Below are 25,024 nucleotides of genomic sequence, written 5' to 3'. Positions count from 1 at the left end.
AGTGATGTCGGTCCTGCTGACGTTGAGCGGTGCGCCTCAGCTGGTGCGAATCAGCCGGGGAACCTGGCGGCGAGGGCGGCCGCACCGAGGATGCCGGCGTTGTTGCGGTGCACGGCCGGAATGATCCTGGTTTTCAGGCGCAGCAGCGGCAGAAAGTCCTCGTGATGTTTGGAGACGCCGCCGCCGACGATGAACAGGTCGGGAGTGAACAACAGTTCCAGGGTTGAGTAGTACTTCTGCAGGCGTGACGCCCACTTGTCCCAGCTGAGGTTCTCGCGTTCCTTGGCCGAGTACGCCGCCCGGGTCTCATAGTCGTGACCGTCGATTTGCAGGTGGCCGAGTTCCGTGTTCGGAACCAGCACACCGTCATTGAGCAGCGCCGAACCGATTCCGGTGCCGAGCGTGGTCAGCAGCACGACGCCGACAACGTCCTTCGCCGCCCCGAACTGCGCTTCGGCGTATCCCGCGGCATCCGCGTCGTTGACGAAGTGGATGGGGAGCCCCAGGCTCTTTTCGAACAATGCCTCAGCGGCCAGGCCGATCCACTTCGACGACACGTTCGCCGCCGACATGGTGTGCCCGTTCTTGACAACCGCGGGAAAACAGATGCCGACCGGCAGGTCGCCGACTCCCTGGGACACCGTCCCGAGCAGCGTGCGCGTGGTTTCAATGATGTCCTGCGGTCGGCCACCCTTGGGTGTCGGCAGCTTCACCCGCTCCGAGAGAAGGTCACCGGTCGACAGATCGACGACGGCTCCCTTGATTCCGGTGCCACCGATGTCGATGCCGATTGCCGTCGTTGCAGTCATGTAGTGAACCTATCTGGTCGAAAGAGCGGTCAGGGCAGGGTCAGAATTTCGGCGCCACGTTCGGTCACCACGAGGGTGTGTTCGAACTGCGCCGTGATGCTGCGGTCGCGGGTGAGGACCGTCCAGTCGTCATCCCAGATATCCCAGTCGCTCGTGCCGAGGGTGAGCATCGGCTCAATGGTGAAGACCATGCCGACCTCCATCACGGTGTCGTACTGCGGGGCGTCATAGTGCGGAATGATCAGGCCGGAGTGGAAGGCTTCGCCGACGCCGTGCCCGGTGTAGTCGCGCACCACGCCGTAGTTGAACCGTTTCGCATAGGACTCGATCGTGCGGCCGATCACATTGACCTGCCGGCCGGGGGCGACGGCCTTGATGCCGCGGGCCAGTGCCTCGCGAGTGCGCTCGACCAACAGGGTGACCTCTTCGCGGGCTTCGCCGACGATGAAGGTGACGTTGGTATCGCCGTGCACGCCATTCTTGAAGGCGGTGATGTCAATGTTCACGATGTCACCGTTTTCGAGCACGGTGTTATCGGGGATTCCGTGGCAGATGACCTCGTTCACCGAACTGCACAGCGACTTCGGGTAGCCGCGGTAGCCGAGCGTCGAGGGGTAGGCGTCGTTGGCGACCATGTAGTCGTGACCGATTTGGTCGAGTTCATCGGTCGTCACGCCGGGAACGATTGCCCGGCCGACAGCGGCAATGGCCTCGGCGGCGATGCGGCCCGACTCACGAATGAGCTCGATCTTCTCGGCCGAGTAGACGTCGGAGCCGGTGAACGGGCTCGGGCCGGTCTTGCCGACGTACTCCGGGCGAACGATGTGGGAGGGAACGGAACGGGTCGATGACACCGTTCCCGGGATGAGGTGACCGATTGAATCCTTAGGCATAGGATCAAGCTTATGGCCGAGGACAAAGAACACGCATTCTGGTACAACATGCGCACCGGCGAGGTCGAGCACGGCCTGCAGTCGACGTCGCTGGATCGGGTCGGTCCGTTCAATACCCGCGAGGACGCCTCCCACGCCCTGGAGAAGCTGCGGGCGAACAGCGCCAAGTGGTCTGAGGACGACGCGCGAGACGCTCGCTAACGGCCCGAAGGCGCGTTACTCATAGCTGTGCTCTGGAGCCGGGTAGGCGCCGGAGGCGACATCGGCGGTGAACCGTTGCACGGCATCCGTTAGCACCGCTCGCACGTCAGCATACTGGCGCACAAATTTTGGTACCCGGCCGCTGGTCATGCCAGCGAAATCGGTCCAGACCAGCAATTGACCGTCAACGGATGGTCCGGCACCGACCCCGATAGTCGGGATCGACAGGCGTTCGGTCACCTGGGCAGCGACCGAGGCCGGGACCATTTCAAGGACCACGGCAAAGGCACCGGCCTCCTGAACGGCGAGGGCGTCGATAATGAGTGCTTCGGCCGCTTCGCCGCGGCCCTGGATAATGTGACCGCCAAGCCCGTGTTCGCTCTGCGGGGTGAAGCCGATATGACCCATCACCGGGATACCGGCCGACACGATGCGCCGAATCTGTTTGTAGCTGCGCTCCCCACCCTCCAGCTTGACCGCGTGCGCCTGGGATTCCTTCATGAACCGCACCGCAGTGGCCAGGGCCTGATCCGGACCGCTCTCGTAGGACCCGAACGGCATATCCGCGACGACGAGCGCGCGGGTTACCGCGCGCGCCACGGCGCGGGTCAGCGGAATGAGCTCGTCCACGGTGACCGGCAGGGTGGTCTCGTAACCGAAGACGTTATTGCCGGCCGAATCACCGACCAGGAGAAAGTCGATACCGGCCTCATCGAAAATCTGTGCGGTGAGCATGTCGTAGCTGGTCAGGCCGGTAATCGGGATGCCTTGCAGCTTCGCGGTCTGGAAATGTCTGGTGCGTACCCGCTTGGGGCCCTCGGGGGCGTGTCCATACGGCTGCTGAACCGGGACATCGGTGGGAGGGACCATGGGCTCTGGCACTGTCAACTCTGGCATGCGACAAGTTTAGTCAGGCAAGCAATCGTCCTTGGAGCCAGTAGCCTAGGCAGTAGTTATTAAAGTTGGAGCAATCAGAAAGAGCGTGAATGGACAAGCAGCGCGACTTCGTTCTTCGGACCATCGAGGAGCGAGGAATCAAGTTCGTTCGACTCTGGTTCACCGATGTCGTCGGCACCCTGAAATCGGTCGCCATCGCGCCCGCCGAGGTTGAAGGTGCCTTCAACGAAGGCCTCGGTTTCGATGGCTCGGCCATCGAAGGTCTCACCCGTTCTTTCGAAGCGGATGTCCTGGCTCACCCGGATCCCACCACGTTCCAGATTCTGCCGTGGCGCGGCGAGGTCGACCCGACCGCCCGCATGTTCTGCGACATCACCACGCCCGACGGGCAGCCCGCCGTGGCCGACCCGCGCAACGTGCTCAAGCGCACCCTGGCCAAGGCAGCCGACCGCGGCTTCACGTTTTACACCCACCCCGAGGTGGAGTTCTACCTGCTCAAGTCCTCGAAGTACGGCAAGAACGGGCCGATCCCGGTCGACTCGGCGGGCTACTTCGACAACGTTCCCGGCGGTACCGCGCACGACTTCCGTCGCCGGTCCGTGCGCATGCTCGAAGACCTGGGTATCTCGGTGGAGTTCAGCCACCACGAAGCGGGACCCGGCCAGAATGAGATCGACCTGCGGTACGCCGATGCGCTGACCACCGCCGATAACATCATGACCTTCCGCACCGTGGTCAAGGAAGTCGCCATTGAGCAGGGCGTTTACGCGACGTTCATGCCCAAGCCTATGTCTGAGCACCCCGGATCCGGCATGCACACCCACATGTCGTTGTTTGAGGGCGACGCGAACGCGTTCTACGAGGCTGGTGCCAAGTACCAGCTGTCCAAGATCGGCCGCCAATTCATCGCCGGTCTGCTGAAGCACGCGCCGGAGATCACCGCGGTGACCAACCAGTTCGTCAACTCCTACAAGCGGCTGTGGGGCGGCGACGAGGCCCCGAGCTTCGTCTGCTGGGGCCACAACAACCGTTCGGCTCTCGTGCGAGTACCGCTGTACAAGCCGAACAAGGGCCAGAGCGCTCGCGTTGAGTACCGCGCGATCGACTCAGCGGCCAACCCCTACCTCGCCTACTCGCTCATGCTGGCTGCCGGCCTCAAGGGCATCGAGGAGGGCTACGAGCTGCCGCCCGAAGCCGAGGACAACGTCTGGAGCCTGAGCGACACGGAGCGCCGTGCCCTCGGCTACACTCAGCTGCCGGCGAGCCTGGACCATGCCATTCAGTTCATGGAGGAGTCCGAACTCGTCGCGGAGACGCTCGGGGAACAGGTCTTCAACTACGTCCTGCTGAACAAGCGCCAGGAATGGCGCGACTACCGGTCGCAGGTCACTCCGTTCGAGCTGCAGAAAAATCTGGAGATGCTCTAACTCGCAACCCTGTCGATGATCGAAGGAATCACCCGCGATGGAGCGTTTGTATTTAACACTGACCGAGCTTGTTCGGGTCGGCTTCGTGGACCTCACCGAGGTGCGCGGTCGGCTCGACGAGGTCGCGCACCTCGGTGCGAGCAGCCCGCACAGCGCGTCCGAGGCGACCGACCGGTTGACCGACACGCACCAGCTGCTTCCGCTCCTGACGAAAACGGCCAGTCCGGATGCGGCGCTGGTCGCGCTGGTCCCGCTGCTCCGGCAGGGATCCGCTGAACTGTTCCACCTGCTGCAGTCGCCCGCCGCGGCCGGGCGTCTGCTCCGGGTGCTCGGGGCGTCGAGCGGCCTCGCCGAATTCTTCCTGCGACACCCGAACGAATTGTCCGTCCTCAAGGTACCGCTGGCCGTGCTGCCCAGCGTCGATGACCTGGTGCGCGACCTGTTGGACTCGGTGGGCGCGAGCGACGGATTCTCCCGCCTGGTGGACGAGGAGGCCTGGATCGCCCTTCGGGTGCGATACCGCCGCCGGCTGGCACAACTCGCGGCCTTCGACCTCGAACAGGATGACCCCGTGGCCGGGCTCGACGGCGTGGCCCGCACCCTGTCCGACCTCGCGACGGCGGCTCTCGAGGCCGCCCTCGCTGTCGCGCGCACCATGTGCAGCGGCGAGTCGGCCGGCCGCGGCGTGTTCCCCACCGAACAGGTGCGCGCGACCCGGCTGGCGATTATCGGTATGGGCAAGGCCGGCGCGAGTGAACTCAACTACGTCAGTGATGTCGACGTCATCTTCGTCGCCGATGGTGATGACACGGTCGGGCTGGAAAGCTCCCGCGCAGTCGAAATCGCGACCCGGCTGGCCGTACTCATCATGCGTGCACTCAACGAGTCCGCTGTCGAACCGGAACTCTGGGAGGTCGATCCCAACCTGCGCCCGGAGGGCAAGAGCGGTGCGCTCGTGCGTTCGATCGAATCCCACCTCGCCTACTACGATCGCTGGGCCAAGAGTTGGGAGTTCCAGGCCCTGCTCAAGGCGCGCACGCTCGCGGGGGACCGCGAGCTCGGGGGACGCTACATCGACGCCGTCACACCCAAGGTCTGGAACAGCGCCAGCCGCGAGAATTTCGTCGAGTCCGTGCAGCGGATGCGGGAACGCGTCACCGACAATATCCCCGACGATGAGGTCGATGTGCAGCTCAAGCTCGGGCCGGGAGGCCTGCGCGATATCGAGTTCACGGTGCAGCTGCTGCAGCTCGTACACGGCCAGACTGATCCGGAGGTGCGCCAGTCCGGCACTCTCCCCGCCCTGACCGCACTGGCCACGGCCGGCTACGTCGGGCGGGCCGAAGCGACCGAATTCGCTCAGGACTATCGTATGCTGCGCCTGATGGAGCACCGGCTGCAGCTGCAGAAGCTGCGCCGCACCCACCTGGTCCCCCGGGACGAGGCGAACCTGCGGGTGCTGGCCCGGTCGACCGGTCTGGCGACGAGCGCTGCCGGGCTGACCATCCGCTGGTCAGAGACCAAGCAACGCGTGCGCGGCCTGCACGAGCGGTTGTTTTACCGTCCGCTGCTCTCAGCGGTGGCCTCACTGCCGGCCGAGGGTCTGAATCTGACCAGTGCGCAGGCCGAGGCTCGGCTGGCCGCGATTGGTTTCCTTAACACCAAGGGCGCCCTCGCCCACATCGCGGCGCTCTCGGGTGGGGTCTCGCGACGCGCGGCAATTCAGCGTCATCTGCTGCCCGTCCTGCTGCAGTGGCTGTCCCAGGGGGCTGACCCCGACTATGGCTTTCTCGCGTTTCGGCGGCTCAGCGACAACCTTGGCTCGACCTACTGGTTCCTGCGCATGCTGCGCGACTCGTCCGGCGCTGCGGAGCGACTCACCCGCGTGCTGTCCGGCAGCCGCTACATCGGGGAACTGCTCGAGAAGATCCCCGAAGCGGTGGCCTGGTTGGAAGACGAGGACGACCTGCAGCCTCGTCCACTCAAGGCCCTGCGGGACGAAACACGCGCGGTACTCGGCCGACACGAAAGTGCGGATGCCGCCAGCACCATCCTTCGGGCGGCGCGCCGGCGCGAGATGCTCCGCCTGGCCTTCGCCTCGCTCCTCGGCCAGATCAACCTCGACCAACTGGGTCAGGGCCTCACCGATGTCAATGCGACCTATATCCAAGGAGTGATCGCGGCCATTCGCGGGGGCGAACTCAGCGATTCGGCTGAGAGCGCAGCATCCGCTTCTTCCGATGGCATTGAATTTGCGGTCGTCGGAATGGGCCGCTTCGGTGGTGCTGAACTCGGTTTCGGCTCCGACGCCGATGTCATGTACGTCTTTCGTGCCGGCACCCTCGAGGGTGAAGCCGCCAACGAGCGTGCCAGGTTTATCGTTCGTGAACTCAACCGGCTGAGCGACGACGCCCGCCTGCCGTTGGATCTGGACGTCGGCCTGCGCCCGGAGGGCAGCAATGGGCCGGTGGTGCGGTCGCTTGAGTCGTACCAGGCCTACTACCGGCGCTGGTCGCTCACCTGGGAAGCCCAGGCGCTGCTGCGCGGCCGCGGAGTCGCCGGGGATGCCGCTCTGCTGCGGGACTTCGAGGCCGTGGCCGACGAGGTGCGGTATCCGAGCAATATCAGCGAGCAGGCCGTGCGTGAGGTCCGCCGCATCAAAGCGCGGGTCGAGAACGAGCGTCTGCCGCAGGGAGCCGACCCGAACCGGCACCTCAAGCTGGGACGCGGGTCGCTCAGCGACGTCGAGTGGCTCGTGCAATTGCTGCAACTGCAGCACGCCGCGGCCATTCCGGCGCTCCGCACGACGTCGACGCTGCACGCGCTGACCGAGGCTGTGACTGCGGGTTTGATTCCGGCAGCGGATGCCGCGGTCTTGCGCAGCGCCTGGGTCTTCGCGTCCCGCGCGCGCTCGGCCATCACCCTGTGGACCAATCACACCTCGAACGTGCTCCCGACGGATCGCGCAGCCCTCGAAGGCATCGCCCGCGTGATGGAATACCCACCGGGGTCGGCCAATCAGCTGGAAGACGACTACCTCGCCGTCACGCGGCGCGCCCGCGCCGTGTTTGAACGTTTGTTCTATGGCCCGGTGGAGCGCCCGGGCCCGACGGCCGGCTGAGCCTGCGCGGGGACGTCAGCTACGAGAAAAGGACCGCATCCGAGGATGCGGTCCTTTTCTCATACGTTGGGTTTAGACGCCGTAGTACAGCTCGAACTCGAACGGGTGCGGGCGCTGAGCGAGCGGCTTGATCTCGTTTTCGCGCTTGTACTCGATCCAGGTCTCGATCAACTCAGGGGTGAAGACGTTTCCGGCCAGCAGAAAGTCGTGGTCCGCTTCGAGGGCCTGCAGGGCTTCTTCGAGCGAAGCCGGAACCTGGGGGATGTTCTTGGCTTCTTCGGGCGGCAGCTCGTAGAGGTCCTTGTCGACGGGCTCGTGCGGTTCGGTGCGGTTCTTGATCCCGTCGAGGCCGGCCATGAGCTGCGCAGCGAACGCGAGGTACGGGTTACCGGAGGCATCGGGTGCACGGAACTCGAGGCGCTTGGCCTTCGGGTTGGTGCCGGTGATCGGGATACGAATGGACGCCGACCGGTTGCCGGCCGAGTAGACCAGGTTGACCGGTGCTTCGAAGCCGGGAACGAGGCGGTGGTAGGAGTTCACCGTCGGGTTCGTGAACGCGAGCACCGCCGGGGCGTGCTTGAGCAGTCCTCCGATGTACCAGCGGGCCACATCGGAGAGTCCGCCATAGCCGGCCTCATCGTAGAACAGCGGCTTGCCGTCGGCCCAGAGAGACTGGTGGGTGTGCATGCCGGAGCCATTGTCGCCGAACAGCGGCTTGGGCATGAAGGTCGCCGTCTTGCCCCAGTCGTGCGCGGTGTTCTTGACGATGTACTTGAACTTGAGAAGGTCATCGGCCGCGTGCACCATGGTGTCGAACTTGTAGTTGATCTCGCCCTGGCCGCCGGTGCCGACCTCGTGGTGGCTGCGTTCGAGGATGAGGCCGGCTTCGATCAGCTTGAGGCAGATGTCGTCGCGCATGTCGACGTGCTGGTCGACCGGGCTGACCGGAAAGTAGCCGCCCTTGAACGGCGTCTTGTTGGCGAGGTTTCCGCCTTCTTCTTTCTTGCCCGAGTTCCAGGCGCCTTCGCTGGAGTCAACGGAGTAGAAGCTGGTGTGCTGGTTAACTTCGTAACGCACGTCGTCGAAAATGTAGAACTCGGCTTCGGAGCCGAAGAATGCGGTGTCGCCGATGCCGGTGGAGGCGAGGTACTTCTCGGCCTTCTTGGCTACCTGGCGCGGGTCTTTGGAGTAGATCTCGCCGTTGCGCGGGTTGTAGATATCAAACAGCATGATGAGCGTGCGCTCGGTGCGGAAGGCGTCGATGTACGCCGTCGACACGTCGGGGATGAGCTGCATGTCAGATTCGTGGATCGACGCGAAACCGCGGATCGACGAGCCATCGAACATCTGGCCAACGGTAAAGAATTCTTCATCAACGGTGGATGCCGGGATGTTGAAGTGCTGCTGCACACCGGGAAGATCGGTGAAACGGATGTCAAGAAACTTGACGTCCGTGTCTTTGATGAATTTGAGCACTTCTGACGAATCGCGGAACATGCGGATAAACTCCAGACGACGTGGACGTGGAAACAGCCGAATCGGACACATCGGCTTCACTGAGATTAGTAGCGCTGCGTTACTTGTTCGTGACGCTTATGTTTCACACATGTTACAGGGGACTCTGCTCGGTAGACTCATCGGGTGCCAGACTCCAGCTCCCGCCCGAACACTTTTGGTCCAGTGCCACCGAGTAAATGGCCAGGGGAGCGCCTCGGACTACCCAAGCACGGGCCGAGTTCGATCGGTCGGCCGGGACGGCGAATTCTGGGATTCGCCATCGACTGGGCCATCGCAATTGCGGTGTCGGCGATCTTCTTCAACTACGATCCGGCCGCGAACCTGATCATCTTCGTCATCCTGCAGATCGTGTTCATTCCGACCATCGGGGCCAGTATCGGCCACCGGCTCGTTGGCCTGCGGCTCATCTCCATTCACGGTGGCTGGATCGGGCTGTGGCGGCCGGTGGTGCGCTCGCTGCTGCTCGGGATCGCGCTTCCGGCCCTGGTCTGGGATTCCGATCAGCGCGGCTTTCACGACAAGATCGCCGGAACGGCCCTCATCCGTCAGTAGCGGTCCGGTCTGTGCCGCACAGTCCGAACAACCAAAAGAAGGGCCGCACGCGAAGCGTGGGCCCTTCTTTTGGTTCTTTGGAATCGGGTGAATCTGTCTGGAGTCAACCGCGCTGCGGGCGCGCCTTCATCGGGTCGACGCCCTTGGGAATGGGAAGCTTGGTGCCCATGGAATTCAGGCGGTTGTTGACCGCAAGAACTTCGGCCTTGGTCAGGGTGGGCTTGATCCGGGTCAGACGGCGGGCCAGCTTGTGCAGCGGCACAGCGTCCTCGTCGGGTCCGACCGAGATCACGGTCACGCCGACGTTGCCGCCGATGCGCACGATCTTGCGCTTTTCTTCGTCGAGCATGCGTGCAGTGCGCGTTTTCGGGCCCTCGCTGATCAGCACTACTCCACCGCGACCGACAGCGCGATAGACAGCATCCTGAGTCTTGCCGTTGACGGCGACCGGCATTTCACTGCCGACCCACCCCCGCTTGAGCGAGCTGCGCAGCACGGCACCGACGGCACCGGGCTGGCCCTCGATCTGCGAATAGGCGGCTTTCTCGGCCCGCCGCCCCAGAATGATGAGCATCGCCAGGATTCCAGCGAGCACGCCGGCGACGATCCACAGCACCATCGTGAAGACGTTGCTGCCGGGGATCAGCAGGGCCAGGGCCAGGCTGATCAGAACGGGGATGAGGAAGGCCAGAACCAGAATCCAGACGATATTCGAGTCGTATCGTCTCGTCATCTGGAAAACCTGCCACATTTGCTTCAAGCGGCCGGGTTTCTTCGGTTTTTTGGGGGTCTTTTCCTTGCTGCGTGCCATGGGTATAAGACTACCCAGTCACTCGAATGCCGAGTGACCGAATTCGCCCCGTCCTCGCATTAAGAGACGGCCTGGGCGAACCCAAGTTGGGCATCCGCCAGCTGGCGCAGCTCCGCCGGAATCTCCCGGCCGGTCGCGACCATGGACTGGGCCCACAGCCGGCCAGCCCGATAGGACGACCGCACCAGTGGACCGGAGAGCACGCCGAGAAAGCCGATTTCTTTGGCCTCCTCATTGAGTTCGACGAATTCTTCCGGGCGCACCCAGCGGGCGACCGGCAGGTGGCGGGCACTCGGCCGCAGGTACTGCGTGATGGTGATGATGTCGGTGCCGGCTTCGTACAGGTCGTGCAGGGCCTGGGTGATCTCCGCGCGTTCTTCACCCATTCCCAGGATGAGGTTGGACTTGGTGATCAGACCGGCGTTGCGGCCCTGGGTGAGCACGTCGAGCGACCGGTCGTAGCGAAAGGCGGGGCGGATACGCTTGAAGATGCGCGGCACGGTTTCGACGTTGTGCGCGAAAACTTCCGGTTGCGCTGAGAACACCTGCGCGAGATGCTCCGGGTTGCCGGAGAAGTCCGGCACCAGAATCTCGACGCCGGTACCGGGACTCTGCTGGTGGATCTGGCGAATGGTCTCGGCGTAGAGCCAGGCCCCCTCGTCGGGCAGGTCGTCCCTGGCCACACCGGTCACGGTGGCGTAACGCAGGTTCATCGACACGACCGATTCACCGACACGGCGTGGCTCGTCGGTGTCGTAGTCGGCGGGCTTGCCGGTGTCGATCTGGCAGAAATCGCACCGGCGAGTGCACTGAGAGCCGCCGATCAAAAAGGTTGCTTCGCGGTCTTCCCAGCACTCAAAGATGTTCGGGCAGCCGGCCTCCTGACAGACCGTGTGCAGGTTCTCGCTCTTCACAAGCGCCTGCAGCTTCTGGTATTCAGGCCCCATCTTGGCGACGGTCTTGATCCAGGCCGGCTTTCGCTCGATCGGGGTTTCGGCGTTGCGAATTTCCAGGCGCAGAAGTTTGCGGCCTTCGGGTGCTGCGCTCATGCGAGTGTCCTGACGGTGTTTGAGGTGACAACAGACGGGCCGGCCGGATTGAGGGCGGCCGTGTTGCGGAAGGCGGTGGTGATGGGATCGATCAGTTCGCTCGGGTCTACGGTGCGTCCGAGTACGCGGGACATTGTGGTGACTCCGGCATCGCGAATTCCGCAGGCGATGATGTGTTCGTAGGGCTCGAGGGAGTTGCTGCAGTTGAGCGCGAAGCCGTGCATGGTGACGCCCTGGGCGACACGGATGCCGATGGCGGCGATCTTGTCTTCGTGGCCGGCCGGTCCGACCCAGACTCCCGAACGTCCGGCTACCCGGACGGCGTCGATGCCGAAGGAGATCAGCACGTCGATCAGCATTCCCTCGAGCGCGCGAACATAGCCGACGACGTCGACCGGTTCCATCAGGTGCAGGATGGGGTAGCCGACCAGCTGCCCAGGTCCGTGCCAGGTGATTTTACCGCCGCGGTCGACGTCGATCACCGGGGTGTCGTCGACGGGGCGTTCCTCCGGCAGGGTGCGTTTACCCGCTGTGTACACGGCGGGATGCTCCAGGAGGAGGACGGTGTCCGGTCGCTCACGGGAGACGACGGAACGGTGGACTGCGCGTTGGAGCTCTAGGCCCTCAACATACGGCACGGAGTTGGCGCTTAGCCCCGCGACGACAAAGTCGAGCATTGGCCCAGTCTAGGGGGCTGCGGGGGAGTTGGGGCGTGCTGCAGACGTTTGTCCGTCTGGCTGCCGTCAGGTTTCTGCGCTCCTCCCCGCTTTCGTGGTTCGCCGGTTGTGCACCGGTGCGTGCAGGCCAGGTCTGCGCACTGGATTCCCGCGGGAACATGGTCTCGTGAAACGACGCAGCGCAGCGCCCCCGGCTCCGGTCGATGACCCGTTCCGATTCAGAGACCCGATCCGAGTTGGTGACCCGATTCGCTTCGTCCCTCGGCCACAGCTGGAGGTCGACGGAAATCGCGCGCCGGGGTCGGCAGCGCTGCAGAGCGAATGCGTCGTTGCCGGCTACCGACTGATTCGGCTGCTTGGCACGGGGGACCGCGCTGCAATCTATCTCGGACATTCCGGGAGCGGCGCCATGGTCGCCCTCAAGGTATTCCGTGCCGACACGGAGTCGGCGAGCATCGAGAGCGACATCGCCGTCCTCACCTCGGCAGCAGCGCCGGGGCTGGTCCGGCTGCTCGATGTCGCGCAGCTCGGTGATGGTCGAATCTGCCTGATCCTGGAACGGCTCGCCGGCGGGTCGTTGGCCCGCTATTTGATCGAACATCCCGTGCTGTCGCCGGGCGAAGCGGTGACCCTCCTCGCCCCCGTCGTGGTGGCCCTCAACGCGCTGCATTCTGCCGAGTTCGCACACGGCAGCCTCAGCCAGGCCACCGTATTGCTCGACGCGAGCGGCCGCTCTGTGCTGACCGGATTCGGTGCGATCCGCCAGTTCAGCGACACCTTACGAGAGCGGATGCCGCTCCTCCGCGCCGATTACACCCGGCTGGCGACCATCGGGCGGTGCGTCTGTGCTGGGCTCGCCGAGACTGACGCGCGCAGCCACGGCGGGGCAGAATTGATCCGGCGGTTCCACGAGGCGGTGGATCCGAGCGACGGTGCGGGTCGGTACGGTGCTGGTCAAACCAGTGTTGGGCCGTACGATGTTGGCCGGTACGGCGCAGAACCTGGAGCGTTCCTCGCATTGGAACCGACGGAATCGGTCCTGGTGGATCTGGAACGCGCCCTGTTCGACTGGGCCGACGCGGAACCGCTGCGGGGCTTTCGACTCGTCACCGAACCGGATCCGGGCAGCGCCGGGTCGGCTGACCCGTCGATCGGTGGCCAGGAGGTTGCGGAGCCCGCTCGGCTAATCGGAAACCTGCAGATCCGAGGCACGTTCAGCGAACGCGGCCACGCCACCGAACGGACTGCGCCGGGCCTGTACGCCCCGGAACACGACGACCCCGTTCGGCACGACCCCGACCCGTATCCTTCTGCTCCGAATCCTTCTGCTCTCAATGCGGGCCTGAGACTGCCCTCCCGGGCTCTCGGCAACCTGGTGGCGCGGGTCGCCGGGTTGCGGCAACTCCTCAGCGGGCTGCCCAGTCGGCTACTCAACAGCCTGGTTGACGCACGTCCGGTCGAGGCACTCGGGCATGGTCTGCGTAAACGACTGCACGGTCGTCGAAGGCCTATCCTGGTGGCGGGATTGGTCGGTGTCAGCGTGCTGGTGCTGGCACTGACGTTGTTTCCGCTCTCCGGTCATTCCGGGCGCCCCGGTCCGGCCGCCGACGCGGTGGCGGCCGGACCGCCCACAACGTCCGCTACCCCGGATGAGGACGACCGTTCCTCAGACCAGAGCCAGGCGAGTGGTGCCGCCTCCGACCTTCAAACGCCGGATGCGGCTGCGATTTCGGGGGATGATCCGATTGCGGCCGTGGTGGCGCTGCTCGCCGGCCGGGCCGCCTGCCTCGCTGCGGCGTCCCTCGTCTGTCTGGTGGGCGTCGACCAGACCGGGTCGGCCGTGCTGGCTCTGGACAGCTACGACGCGCGTCAGCGGCAACAGGGCGGGTCAGGGCCGCAACTGCCGGACTACGTGGGCTACCTGCCGACCCTCGCGGAGCGAACCGGCAACCTGGCCGTTGTCGCGCTCGCCCCGGGCGCCGGGAAAGAAAAAAGCCAGCCGGCCTCGGTCCTTGTGGTCAAGGGCGAGGGCGGCTGGCGTCTTCGTGAGATTTTCGACTACTGAAGTGCTCAGCGTCGGCAGATCCTGAAGCTTAGATGCCGAGGTTGCCCTCGAACGCTCCAGCTTCCAGACGTGCCTTCATCGTGGTGAGGAAGCGGGCAGCATCCGCTCCATCGATGATGCGGTGATCGTAGGACAGCGCGAGGTACACGCTCGAACGAATCGCGATCGCGTCGAGGCCGTCGGTCGTGACGACGAGCGGCTTCTTGTACACGATGCCGGTGCCCAGGATGGCGCTCTGCGGCAGGAACACAACGGGAGTGTCGAACAGGGCCCCGCGCGAACCGGTGTTGGTCAGCGTGAACGTTCCCCCGCTGAGCTCGTCGGGCTTGAGCTTGTTGTCCCGGGTGCGGGCAGCGAGGTCCGCGATCTGGGCGGCAAAGCCGGCCAGATCGAGTTCGCCGGCGTTGCGCACGACCGGAGTCAGCAAGCCACGTTCTGTATCGACCGCGATGCTGATGTTTTCCTGGGCCGGGTAGACAATCGTGTCGCCCTCGATCGTGGCGTTCACGATCGGGATGGCACGAAGCGCCTCGGCCGCGGCCAGGGCGAAGAACGGCAGGAACGAGAGCTTGTTGCCGGTCTTCTCGGCGAACGCACCCTTGACCCGGTCGCGCAGCATGGCCACCCGGGTGACATCCACCTCGACCACGGTCGTGAGCTGAGCGGATGACTGCATCGAGATGACAGCACGCTCGGCGACGACCTTGCGCAGGCGCGACATCGGCTGGGTAGTTCCGCGTAGCGGTGAGACCTCCACGACCGGGGCGGCCGCGGCCAGCCGCGCTGACGAAGCCTGCACGATGTCTTCCTTGCGGATTCGTCCGCCCACCCCGGTGCCGCTGATGGTCGACAGGTCGACACCGGCCTCGTTGGCGAGCTTGCGCACGATCGGGGTGACGTACCCGCTGGTCCCGGCGTGCGAACCGCGAGCGACCGGGGCGCCCACAACCGCAGCGGGTGCTGCGGCAACGGGGGCGGGTGCTGCAACCGGTGCGGGAGCGGCGACCGGTGCGGGCGATGCGACCGGTGCGACCGGTGCGGGTGCTGCGACCGGTGCGGCTGTGGCAACTGGTGCCGGCGCTGCAACCGGTGCGGCTGCTGCAACCGGTGCGGGCGCTGCGACCGGCTCGGGGGCGGCAACAGGAGCTGCAACCGGCTCAGGTGCTGCAACCGGCTCTGCCACGGGGGCTGCGGCTGCCTCGACCGGTGCCTCGGCTGCCGGAGCGGCAGCGCCGGACCCGTCGCCGATCGTCACGAGGGGTGTTCCGACCTCGACGGTCTCGTCTTCCTGCACCAGGATGGCCTCAATAATGCCGGCGACCGGGGACGGAATTTCCGTGTCCACCTTGTCGGTCGATACCTCGAGCAGCGGCTCGTCGACCTCCACGCGGTCGCCCACGTTCTTGAGCCAGCGGGTGACCGTGCCCTCTGTAACACTCTCTCCGAGTGCCGGGAGGCTGACGGATTCGCTCATGCGCATGTCTCCTTCAAAACCGTTTGATTGTCTAAAAAAAATGGGATAAAAATGGGATTCCGACTACATCGCGTGAAGCGGTTTGCCGGCGAGAGCCAGGAAGGCCTCACCCATCGCTTCATTCTGCGTCGGGTGGGCGTGCAGGAACGGAGCAATGTCCTCCGGGTACGCTTCCCAGTTCACAACGAGCTGGCCTTCGCCGATGAGTTCGCCGACGCGGGCACCGATCATGTGGATGCCCACGATGGGGCCGTCCTTGACTCGAACGAGCTTGACCGACCCGGCGGTACCGAGAATCGAGCTCTTGCCGTTTCCGCCGAGGTTGTACTCGTAGGTCGAAATCTGGTCGGCACCGAACTTGTCGGCAGCCTTCGCTTCGCTGTAGCCGACGGATGCAACCTCGGGGTCGCAGTAGGTGACCTTGGGAATGTTGATGTCTTCGACGATGATCGGATTCAGTCCGGCGATTTCTTCGGCGACGAAGATGCCCTGCTGGAAACCGCGGTGGGCCAGCTGCAGGCCGGGAACGATGTCGCCGACGGCGTAGACGCCGGGAATGTTCGTGGCGAGACGCTCATCGGTGATAACGAAGCCACGATCCATGGTGACGCCGACCTCGTCGAAGCCGAGTCCGGCCGTGACCGGGCCGCGGCCGACAGCGACGAGCAGAAGGTCGGCCTCAACCGTTGCCCCGTTTTCCAGGGTGACGACGACGCCGGAGTCGCTCTGCGTGACACTCTGAAAGCGGATGCCGAGGGAGTACTCGATGCCGCGCTTGCGGAATGCACGTTCCAGCTGCTTGGAGATGGACTCTTCCTCGTTCGGAACGAGGTGCGGGAGCGCTTCGATGATCGTGACGTCGGCGCCGAAGGACTTCCAGACGCTCGCGAACTCGGCACCGATGACGCCGCCGCCGAGCACGGCGACCTTTTTGGGCACGTAGTCCAGGGCGAGCGCGGTCTCGCTCGTGATGACGCGGCCGCCGATCTCGAGGCCGGGCAGCGAACGGGCGTAGGAGCCGGTCGCGAGAATGACGTTCTTGCCGACGATCGTGTCCTCACCGACCTGAACGGTCGTGGGGGAGACCAGGTGGCCTTCACCCTCGATCACGGTGATGCCGCGAGCCTTGACCAAGCCTTGGAGGCCCTTGTACTTGCTCGCGACGATGCCCTCGCGGAACGCGGTGACCGCTGCCATGTCAATGCCCTCAAACGCGGTCTTGACACCGTATTTGGCCGCTTCGCGGCTGACATCGGCGACCTCAGCCGAGTGCAGGAGAGCCTTGGTCGGAATGCAGCCGACGTGCAAGCAGGTGCCGCCGAGTTTGCCCTTCTCGATCAGACCAACGGTGAATCCCAGCTGCACGGCGCGCAGCGCTGCTGCGTATCCACCGCTTCCGCCACCGAGAACGACAATGTCAAAATTCTGATCCGACACTCAGCTACTCCCTCGCGCTTAACGCTTTGTCACGACGGCCGATGAAATTGTGCTGATCGGCCACGTGGTTTGACAAGCTTTTTCTTGCCCCTACGACTGTACTACGGGCGTGAAAAGTCCTCGGCCAGTCGGAGCAGGGCCCGGACTGATACCCCGGTCGGTCCGGCAGCGGTGAACCCCCACCCCGCTCCCGAGTTCTGCGCAGGCCCGGCGATGTCGAGATGAGCCCAGGGGATCGTCGTTCCGCTCACATCCGTTCCGATGAATTCCCGCAGAAACACGCCGGCCAGCAGCATGCCGCCGGCGGTGCTGCCGATCTTGGCGTTGGCGATGTCAGCCACATCGGAGTTGAGGGTGGCGCGCAGCTCCTCGGGGAACGGCATCGGCCAGGCTGCCTCACCGACGGCAGCGCTGGCAGCGAGAACCCGCTGCACCAGGGCATCATCGCCCATTGTTCCGAAATACCGGGTGCCGAGAGCGACGACGGCGGCTCCGGTGAGGGTGGCGACGTCGATGATCGCGTCTGGCTGTTCCTCGGCAGCGGCGACCAGTCCGTCGGCGAGTACGAGGCGACCCTCGGCATCGGTGTTGAGCACCTCGACGGTGCGTCCGCCGCGCATGCGCAGCACATCGTTGGGTCGGATGGCCGACCCGGAGGGCATGTTCTCGGCGATGCACATCCAAGCCGTAATGCGCACCGGTAGTTCCAGCCGCGCCGCGGCCAGCACAACGGCGAGCACGGTGGCCGCACCGGTCATGTCGTATTTCATGCCGACCATAGATGCCGGCGGCTTGAGCGAGAGTCCGCCGGTATCAAAGGTGATGCCCTTGCCCACGAGGGCGAGGTGTTTGTCGGCTCCGGCCGGTGTGTAGCTGAGCTTGACCAGGCGCGGCGGGCGAGTGGACCCAGCACCGACGCCGGCGATACCGCCGAAGCCGTCGGCCGCGAGCTGCTGCTCGTCCCAGACCGTCACATCGATCGGCAGACCGGTGGCGGCCTCAACCGCTGCGTCGGCGAGCGAGGCGGGGTAGAGGTCGAGGGGGGGCATGTTCACGAGGTCCTTCACCAGGCGGATCGCCTCGGCGCTCGCGCTGGCCCGCGCAATGGCGTTGGGTGCCGCGACCCCGGTGTGCACGACCACACTCGACGCCGGCAGCTTGGCCGCGGCGAGCGAGCTGTGTCGGTACGCGTTGTAGGAGTAGCCGCCGAGAGCTGCGCCCTCGAGCACGGCCTCGACCTGATCGGCATCGGTCAACGAAATGGCGAAGGCGACGGCACCGACGCCGGTCAGCTGACGAACGGCGGAACCGGCAGCGTGCCGTAAGGCATCGGTATCGACGGTACGTCCGAGGCCGACGATCGCGATCGCGCGCGGCGAACCGTCATCAGTGACCAGCCGCACGACCTCATCGCGGGCGCCGGTCACACCGAGCAACGGAAGCTGGGCCGTGATCGCGGCCGTCAGCGTGTCGCTTCCGGTTTCGATGAGGCGCACACCGTCATCCGTTTGTTGGGCAGCGACGATGAGAATCGCGGCGGGAGAGTCGACGGCGGACTTGGTGGACAGGGACAGGGTGGGAACGGTCATACTTCGATGGTAGCCACGGGGTGCAGGATCGCCGGTTGCCGGCAGCGCCAGCGCGCGAGGTGTTCGCTCTCGGCGCTCCGTCAGAAGCCCCCCAAAAACGGCAGTGCGGATTAGAGTTAAGGAATGTTAGACCCTGCTGAGCTGTACGAACTGACCTCTGACGCCGATGGCGTTCCAGAGGGATTACACCTGGTCGCGGGGCTGACCGGCTTCGCGGATGCCGGTGGTGCGGTCGCGCAATTCACTGATTATCTCCTCACCACCCTCGAGCACACCGTTGTCGCGTCGTTCGACACCGACGCTCTGCTGGATTACCGAGCGCGACGCCCGATCATCTACTTCGATCAAGACCACCTGACCGACTATCAGCCGCCGTCACTGCGCCTGTATCTGGCTCGTGACGAAATCGGGCAGCCATTCCTGTTCCTGGCCGGGTTCGAGCCCGACTTTCGCTGGGAACAATTCACGGCCGCTGTGATGCAGCTGGTGGACCGGTTCACCGTTACCTCGACCACCTGGGTACACGCCATCCCGATGCCGGTTCCGCACACCCGTCCGATCGGCGTCACGGTGAGCGGCAATCGCTCCGACCTCATCGAGAATCGGTCGGTGTGGCGGCCGCACACGCAGGTCGCGGCCAACGTGCTGCACCTGCTTGAATTTCGGCTGCAGGAGCGCGGTGCCGGGGCGGTCGGCTATGTTCTGCTGGTGCCGCACTACCTGGGCGACGCCGAGTTTCCCGCCGCAGCACTGAGCGCGTTGGAGAGCACGAGCGCGTCGACCGGGTTGATCTTCCCCACCGATCGTCTACGCGAAGCCAACCGTGAATTCGTCGCCCGCATCGACGACCAGGTTCGGGATAACCCCGAACTGGCCAAGCTCGTTGGCACCCTGGAGCAACGCTATGACGCCTACATGGAGGGCAGCACATTACGGTCGCCGCTGACCGATGAAGACGGCGAACTGCCCTCGGCCGACGAAATCGCCGCCGAACTGGAGAATTTCCTGGCGCTGCGTCGCAGCCGCGACGACGGCCCGTCGGCTTAACGACAAGTACCGGCGGGGGCGTTCCGAAACCGGGGCAGGCGCAAGCGCGGTAAGTTGGGACAAGTGAACTCCCGTCGATCCACCCTGATCTTTGTCATCGGATCGTTCGCGTACCTGTCCGCCGTGTTGCAGCGCACCTCGATGGGGATTGCGGGAGTGGCGGCCACCGAGCGTTTCGGCGGCTCGGCTGCCGTGCTCTCGAGCCTCGCCGTTGTGCAACTCCTGGTCTATGCCGCGGCACAGATCCCGGTCGGCGTTCTGATTGATCGTTTTGGGCCGCGGGTGCTCATGATCACCGGCACGGCACTCATGGTGATCGGGCAGATCACCCTCGCGCTCGCACCGGACATCACCCTTGCCGTCGTGGGGCGTATTCTCGTGGGCGCGGGCGATGCGACCATCTTCATCTCCATGATTCGCCTGATCAGCTCGTGGTTCAGCGGACGCATCGTTCCGCTGTTGTCCCAATGGATGGGCAATATTGGCCAGCTCGGCCAGGTTCTATCCGCGGTCCCCCTGGCCTGGCTGCTGCACACGAGCGGATGGGTGCCGGCTTTTCTCTCGGCCGCCTCCGTCGCCGTCATCGCCCTGATCGTGGTCGTCATCTTTGTGCGGGACCGCCCCAGCGACTTGACCGAGCAGGTCAGGACGAACAGCCTGGCCATCGCGCTGACCCAGCTGCGGCACAGTTTCAAACGTCCAGGCACCCAGCTCGGGTTTTGGTCGCACTATGTGACGCAGTCCGCCGGCACCGTGTTCAGCCTGCTTTGGGGCTATCCGTTCATGGTTTTCGGCCTCGGCTACGAACCGGCCTTCGCTGCGGCCATGCTGACAGTGCTGGTCGGGGCCGGGCTCGTGTTCGGGCCGATTCTCGGCCTGCTGACGGCACGTCATCCCCTGCGCCGCAGCAATATCGTGCTGGGAATAGTCGCGGGCATAGCCGCCGCCTGGGCGCTCGTTCTACTCTGGCCGGGTATTCCGCCACTCTGGACTATTGTGCTTTTGCTCGTGGTACTCGGCATCGGCGGGCCGGGTTCGCTCATCGGCTTTGATTTTGCCCGCACCTTCAACCTGCAACGCAGTCTCGGTTCGGCAAACGGTGTGGTCAACGTCGGCGGGTTTACCGCGAGTTTCGTCACGATGTATCTCGTGGGTCTGCTGCTCGACCTGCAAAACGGATGGAAGGTCGCCGGGGGAGCGGCCAGCGACCTGTACGCCCTCGATGCATTCCGGGTGGCGTTCTCGGTGCAATACCTCGTGGTCGGCATCGGAGTCGTATTTCTGCTGCACGCCCGCCGCCGCACCCGTCGCCAGCTCTCCCGCGATGAGGGAATAGAGGTGGCGCCCATCTGGGTTGCACTATCACGCGCCTGGAAACGACGTAACGAATAATCGTAGTGCGTGGCGTGGCTTGTCGTCCAGACAAACCGTGCAATAATTGTTCTAGGACCCGTTCTGGTCCGGGGCATCTCTACACCGTGTGGTACTTACAGTGTTGGTTTGGGCATCCCTGGGCTTGACATGGGTCCAAGTTCTGCCCAAAAACGCATCTGGCGCCGTCACCGGTCGCACAGAAGCAGGTAAGACTCCGCATGAGAGGTGCTCCAATGGCAACCACCGTAAAGACCGAGGCGACCGACGAGGCGCCCACGACGACGGTCAAGAAGACCGTCACCAAGGCTCCAGCAGCCAAGGCCGCCGCGACGAAGAAGTCCGCGGCCACCGCAGCTGGCGTCGACAAGCCTGCTCCCAAGAAGCGCGTCACCAAGGCCAAGGTCGTCAAGAAAGACGAAGAAGCCGACGTCGACACCGCGCCGGACGGCGAGGAATACGACTCTGACGACGAAGGCACCAAGCGCCCGGCCTCGACCGAGCCATTGCCGAGCGGCGCCCTCGTGCTGTCGCTGGTGGACGACGACGATGAGGTTCCGGTCTACTCGAGTGCCATCACCGGCGCGACGGCCGACCCGGTCAAGGATTACCTCAAGCAAATCGGTAAGGTCGCCCTCCTGAACGCTGCCGAAGAGGTCGAACTGGCCATGCGCATCGAGGCCGGCCTGTTCGCTGAGGACAAGCTTTCGGTCATGACCGATGTCGAGAAGAAAAACGCGCTCGGCCGCGAGTTGCAGTGGGTTGCCAAGGACGGTGCCCGCGCCAAGAGCCACCTGCTCGGTGCCAACCTCCGCCTCGTCGTCTCGCTGGCTAAGCGCTACACCGGTCGCGGCATGCAGTTTCTCGACCTGATCCAGGAGGGCAACCTCGGGCTCATCCGCGCCGTCGAGAAGTTCGACTACACCAAGGGCTTCAAGTTCAGCACCTACGCCACCTGGTGGATTCGTCAGGCGATCACCCGCGCCATGGCCGACCAGGCCCGCACCATCCGTATTCCGGTGCACATGGTCGAGGTCATCAACAAGCTCGCCCGGGTGCAGCGGCAGATGCTGCAAGACCTCGGCCGTGAACCCACGCCCGAAGAACTCAGCCGCGAACTCGACATGACGCCGGAAAAGGTCGTCGAGGTACAGAAATACGGTCGCGAGCCGATCTCCCTGCACACCCCGCTCGGTGAAGATGGCGACAGCGAGTTCGGCGACCTCATCGAAGACACCGAGGCCGTTGTACCAGCGGATGCCGTCGGCTTCACGATGCTGCAGAAGCAGCTCGAGAGCCTGCTCGATTCGCTCTCCGAGCGTGAAGCCGGCGTCATTCGAATGCGCTTCGGCCTGGGCGACGGCATGCCCAAGACACTGGACCAGATCGGTGACACCTTCGGTGTCACGCGTGAACGCATCCGTCAGATCGAGTCCAAGACGATGGCCAAGCTGCGCCACCCGTCCCGGTCGCAGTCCCTACGCGACTACCTCGAGTAAAGAGTGGCGTTGACACGGCGGTCCCGGATCGTGACTCTGCTCTCGTGAAGTCGGTGAAGTACGCTCCGGCAATTCTGATAGGTCGAGCGGTGCGGGTTCTAGCCCGCTGGCGCAAACCGGGTGGTGGCTCGGCCATCCCCGGCGTCGTCGTCAACCGCATCGCGCCTCGTTTTTTGGCCGACACCCTCAACGGTTTTCCGCTCGGTTTGGTCATCGTGACCGGTTCGAGCGGCAAGTCGACGTCGACCAAGATGCTCGTGGCCATTCTGCGGGCGCACGGCCTGACCGTGTTCACCAACCAGTCGACGGCCAATATCAGCCAGGGTTTGACCAGCGCACTGCTTGAACGGGTCACTCTGACCGGGCACATCGCCGGTGACGTTGCCGTTCTGGAAATGGACGAAGGGCACGGTGCCTTGATCGCCGGGTCGCTGAGCCCGCGCGTTGTCGCCCTCACCAATGTCATGGTCGACCAGATCGACCGGTTCCACGACTCAGAGATGGTCGCAGCCCTGCTCGGCAAGATCGCTGCCCGCGCCACTGAAACCGTGGTTCTCAATGCCGACGACCGCTACCTCGCCGACGTCGGCTCCAGGCTCGAACCGAGCATACGGGTGTCCAGCTATGGCGTCACCGCCGACGTTCTCACGCTGCACCCCCGGGGCCTGGGCTACGCCGACACCGCCGAATCGCGTCTGCCCGCTGGAATGGGACTCCAACTGACCGGAATGGTGGGGCGAACTGCCGAAGTGGAATTCCCTTCCAATGGCGGCATCCACAGCGTTGCACTGCCGGCCCGCGGCATCCACTACGCCGTTGATGCTCTGACCGCGCTCGGCGCCGCCGAGGCCACGCTGGGGGAGACTTTCAACCCGGCTACCGCCTGTGCCGCACTCTCGGCTATGCCGGCTGTCTTCGGTCGCGGCGAAGTCGTCACCGTCGGCGATAAAACGATCGAATTCGTGCTCGTGCAAAACCCGTCGAGCTTTCAGCTCAACGTGGACAGCCTCGAGGCCGGCACGGAGCAGATCATCGTGATCATCGGCTCCGATGTGCGGGATCCCTCCTATTTCTGGCCGGTCGATACCTCGGGGCTTGGCCACGTGCTGATCGCCTCCGGGCTGAAGGCGCACGACATCGCCCTGCAGCTGGCCTACGACGGCGTGGCGGTCGATCGCATCGAACCCGACGTCCCGACCGCGCTGGATGCCTTCCTGGCACTGCCGGATCCCGTGTCCGGGGTGAAAACGATCATCTTCTCGGCTGACGGCATGCGGCGCACCCGTGCCCACCTCGGCCTCGTCTCCAACGTTGAGGAATCGTAAATGACCGCCACGTCGATTGAGCGCCCCTTCACGGTGGTCTCGCTGCTGCCTCGTCTCCTCGACACCAACGGCGATGCCGGCAACGCTCGCGTGTTCGCCCAGCGGGCCCGTTGGAGCGGCCGCGAAGCGCGAGTCGTCGACGTGCATACCCGGGCCGATCTGCCCGAACACGTCGACGCGGTGTCGATCGGATCGGGAACGGATGCTGCGCTGCTGCCCGCGAGGGATGCCCTGCGCACCGTGCTGGAAGACCTGAGAGTCTGGTCGAATTCCGGCGTGCCCATTCTGGCCGTCGGCACCGGATGGGAGCTGATCAGCTGGGGGATAGACCTCGCTGGCGGAAGCGTAATCGAGGGACTCGGACTGGTCGCGGGCCACGCCGTTCCCCGCACGAAACGCGCCACCGACGACATCATCGTGTCGTCAAAGTTTGGGCGGCTGATCGGGTTCGAGAACCACGCCCGCGACTATGTCGGCGCTGAGGCGAGCCCGCTGGGCCGGGTGCTCCATGGCACAGGCAATGCGGATGCTCCGGCGAGCGGACCGCAGATCGAGGGACTGACCATGGGGGAGGTGTTCTGCACCCACCTGCACGGACCCGTTCTGGCCAGAAACCCCGGGCTGGCCGATCACCTGCTCGAGGCGGCATTCCGTCGCCGCAGTCTCGTCTATTCCCGCGGCGCTGTGGCCGAGTCCGTCGATGAGACGGCGCGCACCGCGCGCAACCAGGTTGCGCTGCGGCTCGGGCAGCCGACCGAATAGTAGCCGGCCGGGCGTTAACGAGGAAACCGCACCCGAGACTGGCCTGAGCCAGCCGCGCGTGCGGCATCCGTTCTTTCGTCAGCTCGAGCCGAACGAGATTATTGACCAGCTAGGAACGCTGGTCTTCGAGCAGACGACTTGACTCGTCGTGCCAGCTCTCGGCAATGCTAGCGAGCTTCTCCTGGTGCTTGCGGCCGTGGTGAGCACAGAACAGCAACTCACTGTTCTTCACGACGACACGAATGTAGGCCTGGGCACCACAGGCATCGCAGCGGTCGGCTGCGGTGAGCTGGTGGGGGGCGCCCTGCTTGTTCTCAGCACCGTTGTCTACAGCACCATTTTCGGTGGCGATCTGGGACATATTCTCCTCCTCCAGACTTTGTTGCTTGAACCCTTTGACTAATGTAAACACGGCCTGGCTGGGTTTACGCGGTGATTGGGTGGTATTTCGCTCACCGCGTAGCCGTGTTGCTCAGTTGTGACCCGCGCGAGACGCGAGG

At 64.6% G+C, this 25,024-nt stretch carries 21 protein-coding genes; 10 read left to right on the top strand and 11 right to left on the bottom strand.

Annotated features, from left to right (window positions below; genetic code table 11):
• Positions 1 to 50 precede the first annotated feature (50 nt).
• A complete protein-coding gene (gene ppgK, locus E3T46_RS06735) occupies positions 51 to 809 on the bottom strand; it encodes a polyphosphate--glucose phosphotransferase (RefSeq protein WP_134443930.1) in 759 nt (252 codons plus the stop codon).
• A gap of 29 nt (positions 810 to 838) precedes the next feature.
• Entirely contained in the window at positions 839 to 1,702 is an 864-nt protein-coding gene (gene map / locus E3T46_RS06730; protein WP_134577932.1) for a type I methionyl aminopeptidase, read from the bottom strand.
• Between the two features lie 12 nt (positions 1,703 to 1,714).
• Here map and E3T46_RS06725 point away from each other — a divergent pair, with 12 nt between their 5' ends.
• Positions 1,715 to 1,903, top strand: a complete 189-nt coding sequence (locus E3T46_RS06725; protein WP_092448646.1) for an SPOR domain-containing protein — start codon at positions 1,715 to 1,717, stop codon at positions 1,901 to 1,903.
• Positions 1,904 to 1,918: 15 nt separating this feature from the next.
• On the opposite strand, the gene panB is transcribed toward E3T46_RS06725, so the two are convergent.
• Positions 1,919 to 2,791 carry a 3-methyl-2-oxobutanoate hydroxymethyltransferase gene (gene panB, locus E3T46_RS06720; RefSeq protein WP_241980520.1) on the bottom strand — a complete coding sequence of 291 codons (873 nt, stop codon included), beginning with the start codon at positions 2,789 to 2,791 and terminating at the stop codon, positions 1,919 to 1,921.
• 98 nt (positions 2,792 to 2,889) lie between these two features.
• On the opposite strand from panB, the gene E3T46_RS06715 reads away from it, so the two are divergent.
• Together E3T46_RS06715 and E3T46_RS06710 are read left to right on the top strand one after the other, a co-directional pair.
• The gene (locus E3T46_RS06715; protein ID WP_092108031.1) at positions 2,890 to 4,227 is read left to right on the top strand and encodes a glutamine synthetase family protein; all 1,338 of its coding nucleotides are present in this window, start codon (positions 2,890 to 2,892) and stop codon (positions 4,225 to 4,227) included.
• A gap of 37 nt (positions 4,228 to 4,264) precedes the next feature.
• Positions 4,265 to 7,348 (top strand): bifunctional [glutamine synthetase] adenylyltransferase/[glutamine synthetase]-adenylyl-L-tyrosine phosphorylase, encoded by a 3,084-nt coding sequence (locus E3T46_RS06710; protein ID WP_134577931.1) that lies wholly within the window; start codon positions 4,265 to 4,267, stop codon positions 7,346 to 7,348.
• A gap of 72 nt (positions 7,349 to 7,420) precedes the next feature.
• Here E3T46_RS06710 and glnA read toward each other — a convergent pair whose 3' ends face one another.
• Entirely contained in the window at positions 7,421 to 8,845 is a 1,425-nt protein-coding gene (glnA, locus tag E3T46_RS06705; RefSeq protein ID WP_092448643.1) for a type I glutamate--ammonia ligase, read from the bottom strand.
• A 144-nt stretch (positions 8,846 to 8,989) separates the two neighbouring features.
• Between glnA and E3T46_RS06700 the strand changes: the two genes are divergently transcribed.
• On the top strand, positions 8,990 to 9,418 hold the full coding sequence (locus tag E3T46_RS06700; RefSeq protein WP_134577930.1) for an RDD family protein: 429 nt from the start codon (positions 8,990 to 8,992) through the stop codon (positions 9,416 to 9,418).
• A 103-nt stretch (positions 9,419 to 9,521) separates the two neighbouring features.
• Here E3T46_RS06700 and E3T46_RS06695 read toward each other — a convergent pair whose 3' ends face one another.
• From E3T46_RS06695 to lipB, 3 genes are read right to left on the bottom strand one after another with little or no spacing between them, the layout of a single operon-like run.
• Complete coding sequence (locus tag E3T46_RS06695; protein WP_134577929.1) at positions 9,522 to 10,229, bottom strand: DUF4191 domain-containing protein; 708 nt, start codon at positions 10,227 to 10,229, stop codon at positions 9,522 to 9,524.
• Between the two features lie 59 nt (positions 10,230 to 10,288).
• Entirely contained in the window at positions 10,289 to 11,278 is a 990-nt protein-coding gene (gene lipA, locus E3T46_RS06690) for a lipoyl synthase (protein WP_134577928.1), read from the bottom strand.
• The gene (gene lipB / locus E3T46_RS06685; RefSeq protein ID WP_134577927.1) at positions 11,275 to 11,955 is read right to left on the bottom strand and encodes a lipoyl(octanoyl) transferase LipB; all 681 of its coding nucleotides are present in this window, start codon (positions 11,953 to 11,955) and stop codon (positions 11,275 to 11,277) included. The genes lipA and lipB overlap by 4 nt, the downstream gene beginning before the upstream one ends.
• A 166-nt stretch (positions 11,956 to 12,121) precedes the next feature.
• On the opposite strand from lipB, the gene E3T46_RS06680 reads away from it, so the two are divergent.
• Positions 12,122 to 14,020 (top strand): protein kinase, encoded by a 1,899-nt coding sequence (locus E3T46_RS06680; protein WP_166790185.1) that lies wholly within the window; start codon positions 12,122 to 12,124, stop codon positions 14,018 to 14,020.
• 28 nt (positions 14,021 to 14,048) lie between these two features.
• Here the strand turns inward: E3T46_RS06680 and E3T46_RS06675 are convergent, their stop codons facing one another.
• From E3T46_RS06675 to E3T46_RS06665, 3 genes are all read right to left on the bottom strand, one after another.
• Positions 14,049 to 15,494, bottom strand: a complete 1,446-nt coding sequence (locus E3T46_RS06675) for a 2-oxo acid dehydrogenase subunit E2 (RefSeq protein ID WP_134577925.1) — start codon at positions 15,492 to 15,494, stop codon at positions 14,049 to 14,051.
• A 63-nt stretch (positions 15,495 to 15,557) separates the two neighbouring features.
• On the bottom strand, positions 15,558 to 16,931 hold the full coding sequence (gene lpdA / locus E3T46_RS06670; protein ID WP_134577924.1) for a dihydrolipoyl dehydrogenase: 1,374 nt from the start codon (positions 16,929 to 16,931) through the stop codon (positions 15,558 to 15,560).
• A 101-nt stretch (positions 16,932 to 17,032) separates the two neighbouring features.
• Positions 17,033 to 18,520: a leucyl aminopeptidase gene (locus E3T46_RS06665; RefSeq protein WP_134577923.1), complete on the bottom strand. Its 1,488-nt coding sequence runs from the start codon at positions 18,518 to 18,520 to the stop codon at positions 17,033 to 17,035.
• Between the two features lie 123 nt (positions 18,521 to 18,643).
• On the opposite strand from E3T46_RS06665, the gene E3T46_RS06660 reads away from it, so the two are divergent.
• From E3T46_RS06660 to E3T46_RS06640, 5 genes are all read left to right on the top strand, one after another.
• Entirely contained in the window at positions 18,644 to 19,567 is a 924-nt protein-coding gene (locus E3T46_RS06660; protein WP_134577922.1) for a PAC2 family protein, read from the top strand.
• A 63-nt stretch (positions 19,568 to 19,630) separates the two neighbouring features.
• Entirely contained in the window at positions 19,631 to 20,959 is a 1,329-nt protein-coding gene (locus E3T46_RS06655) for an MFS transporter (protein ID WP_134577921.1), read from the top strand.
• Positions 20,960 to 21,174: 215 nt separating this feature from the next.
• Positions 21,175 to 22,437, top strand: a complete 1,263-nt coding sequence (locus tag E3T46_RS06650; RefSeq protein ID WP_198419124.1) for an RNA polymerase sigma factor — start codon at positions 21,175 to 21,177, stop codon at positions 22,435 to 22,437.
• A gap of 44 nt (positions 22,438 to 22,481) precedes the next feature.
• On the top strand, positions 22,482 to 23,762 hold the full coding sequence (locus E3T46_RS06645) for a MurT ligase domain-containing protein (RefSeq protein WP_134577919.1): 1,281 nt from the start codon (positions 22,482 to 22,484) through the stop codon (positions 23,760 to 23,762).
• Positions 23,763 to 24,524 (top strand): glutamine amidotransferase, encoded by a 762-nt coding sequence (locus E3T46_RS06640; protein WP_134577918.1) that lies wholly within the window; start codon positions 23,763 to 23,765, stop codon positions 24,522 to 24,524. It begins immediately after the preceding gene.
• A gap of 109 nt (positions 24,525 to 24,633) precedes the next feature.
• Here E3T46_RS06640 and E3T46_RS06635 read toward each other — a convergent pair whose 3' ends face one another.
• Complete coding sequence (locus E3T46_RS06635; RefSeq protein ID WP_166787589.1) at positions 24,634 to 24,885, bottom strand: hypothetical protein; 252 nt, start codon at positions 24,883 to 24,885, stop codon at positions 24,634 to 24,636.
• Positions 24,886 to 25,024 lie beyond the last annotated feature (139 nt).

The sequence above is a fragment of the Cryobacterium sp. Hh11 genome (assembly GCF_004404045.1).
GTDB lineage: Bacteria > Actinomycetota > Actinomycetes > Actinomycetales > Microbacteriaceae > Cryobacterium > Cryobacterium levicorallinum.
The sequence above is the reverse complement of the archived record's forward strand: the minus strand, read 5'-3'. Positions and strand labels throughout refer to the sequence as shown.

Bases quoted from the DNA above. Each gene is read 5' to 3' on its own strand.
- E3T46_RS06695 (WP_134577929.1), bottom strand. From the start codon at position 10,229: ATGGCACGCAGCAAGGAAAAGACCCCCAAAAAACCGAAGAAACCCGGC.
- E3T46_RS06710 (WP_134577931.1), top strand. From the start codon at position 4,265: ATGGAGCGTTTGTATTTAACACTGACCGAGCTTGTTCGGGTCGGCTTC.
- map (WP_134577932.1), bottom strand. From the start codon at position 1,702: ATGCCTAAGGATTCAATCGGTCACCTCATCCCGGGAACGGTGTCATCG.
- E3T46_RS06650 (WP_198419124.1), top strand. From the start codon at position 21,175: ATGGCAACCACCGTAAAGACCGAGGCGACCGACGAGGCGCCCACGACG.
- lipA (WP_134577928.1), bottom strand. From the start codon at position 11,278: ATGAGCGCAGCACCCGAAGGCCGCAAACTTCTGCGCCTGGAAATTCGC.
- E3T46_RS06640 (WP_134577918.1), top strand. From the start codon at position 23,763: ATGACCGCCACGTCGATTGAGCGCCCCTTCACGGTGGTCTCGCTGCTG.
- E3T46_RS06660 (WP_134577922.1), top strand. From the start codon at position 18,644: ATGTTAGACCCTGCTGAGCTGTACGAACTGACCTCTGACGCCGATGGC.
- E3T46_RS06665 (WP_134577923.1), bottom strand. From the start codon at position 18,520: ATGACCGTTCCCACCCTGTCCCTGTCCACCAAGTCCGCCGTCGACTCT.
- lipB (WP_134577927.1), bottom strand. From the start codon at position 11,955: ATGCTCGACTTTGTCGTCGCGGGGCTAAGCGCCAACTCCGTGCCGTAT.
- glnA (WP_092448643.1), bottom strand. From the start codon at position 8,845: ATGTTCCGCGATTCGTCAGAAGTGCTCAAATTCATCAAAGACACGGAC.
- E3T46_RS06725 (WP_092448646.1), top strand. From the start codon at position 1,715: ATGGCCGAGGACAAAGAACACGCATTCTGGTACAACATGCGCACCGGC.
- E3T46_RS06715 (WP_092108031.1), top strand. From the start codon at position 2,890: ATGGACAAGCAGCGCGACTTCGTTCTTCGGACCATCGAGGAGCGAGGA.
- E3T46_RS06675 (WP_134577925.1), bottom strand. From the start codon at position 15,494: ATGAGCGAATCCGTCAGCCTCCCGGCACTCGGAGAGAGTGTTACAGAG.
- E3T46_RS06635 (WP_166787589.1), bottom strand. From the start codon at position 24,885: ATGTCCCAGATCGCCACCGAAAATGGTGCTGTAGACAACGGTGCTGAG.
- ppgK (WP_134443930.1), bottom strand. From the start codon at position 809: ATGACTGCAACGACGGCAATCGGCATCGACATCGGTGGCACCGGAATC.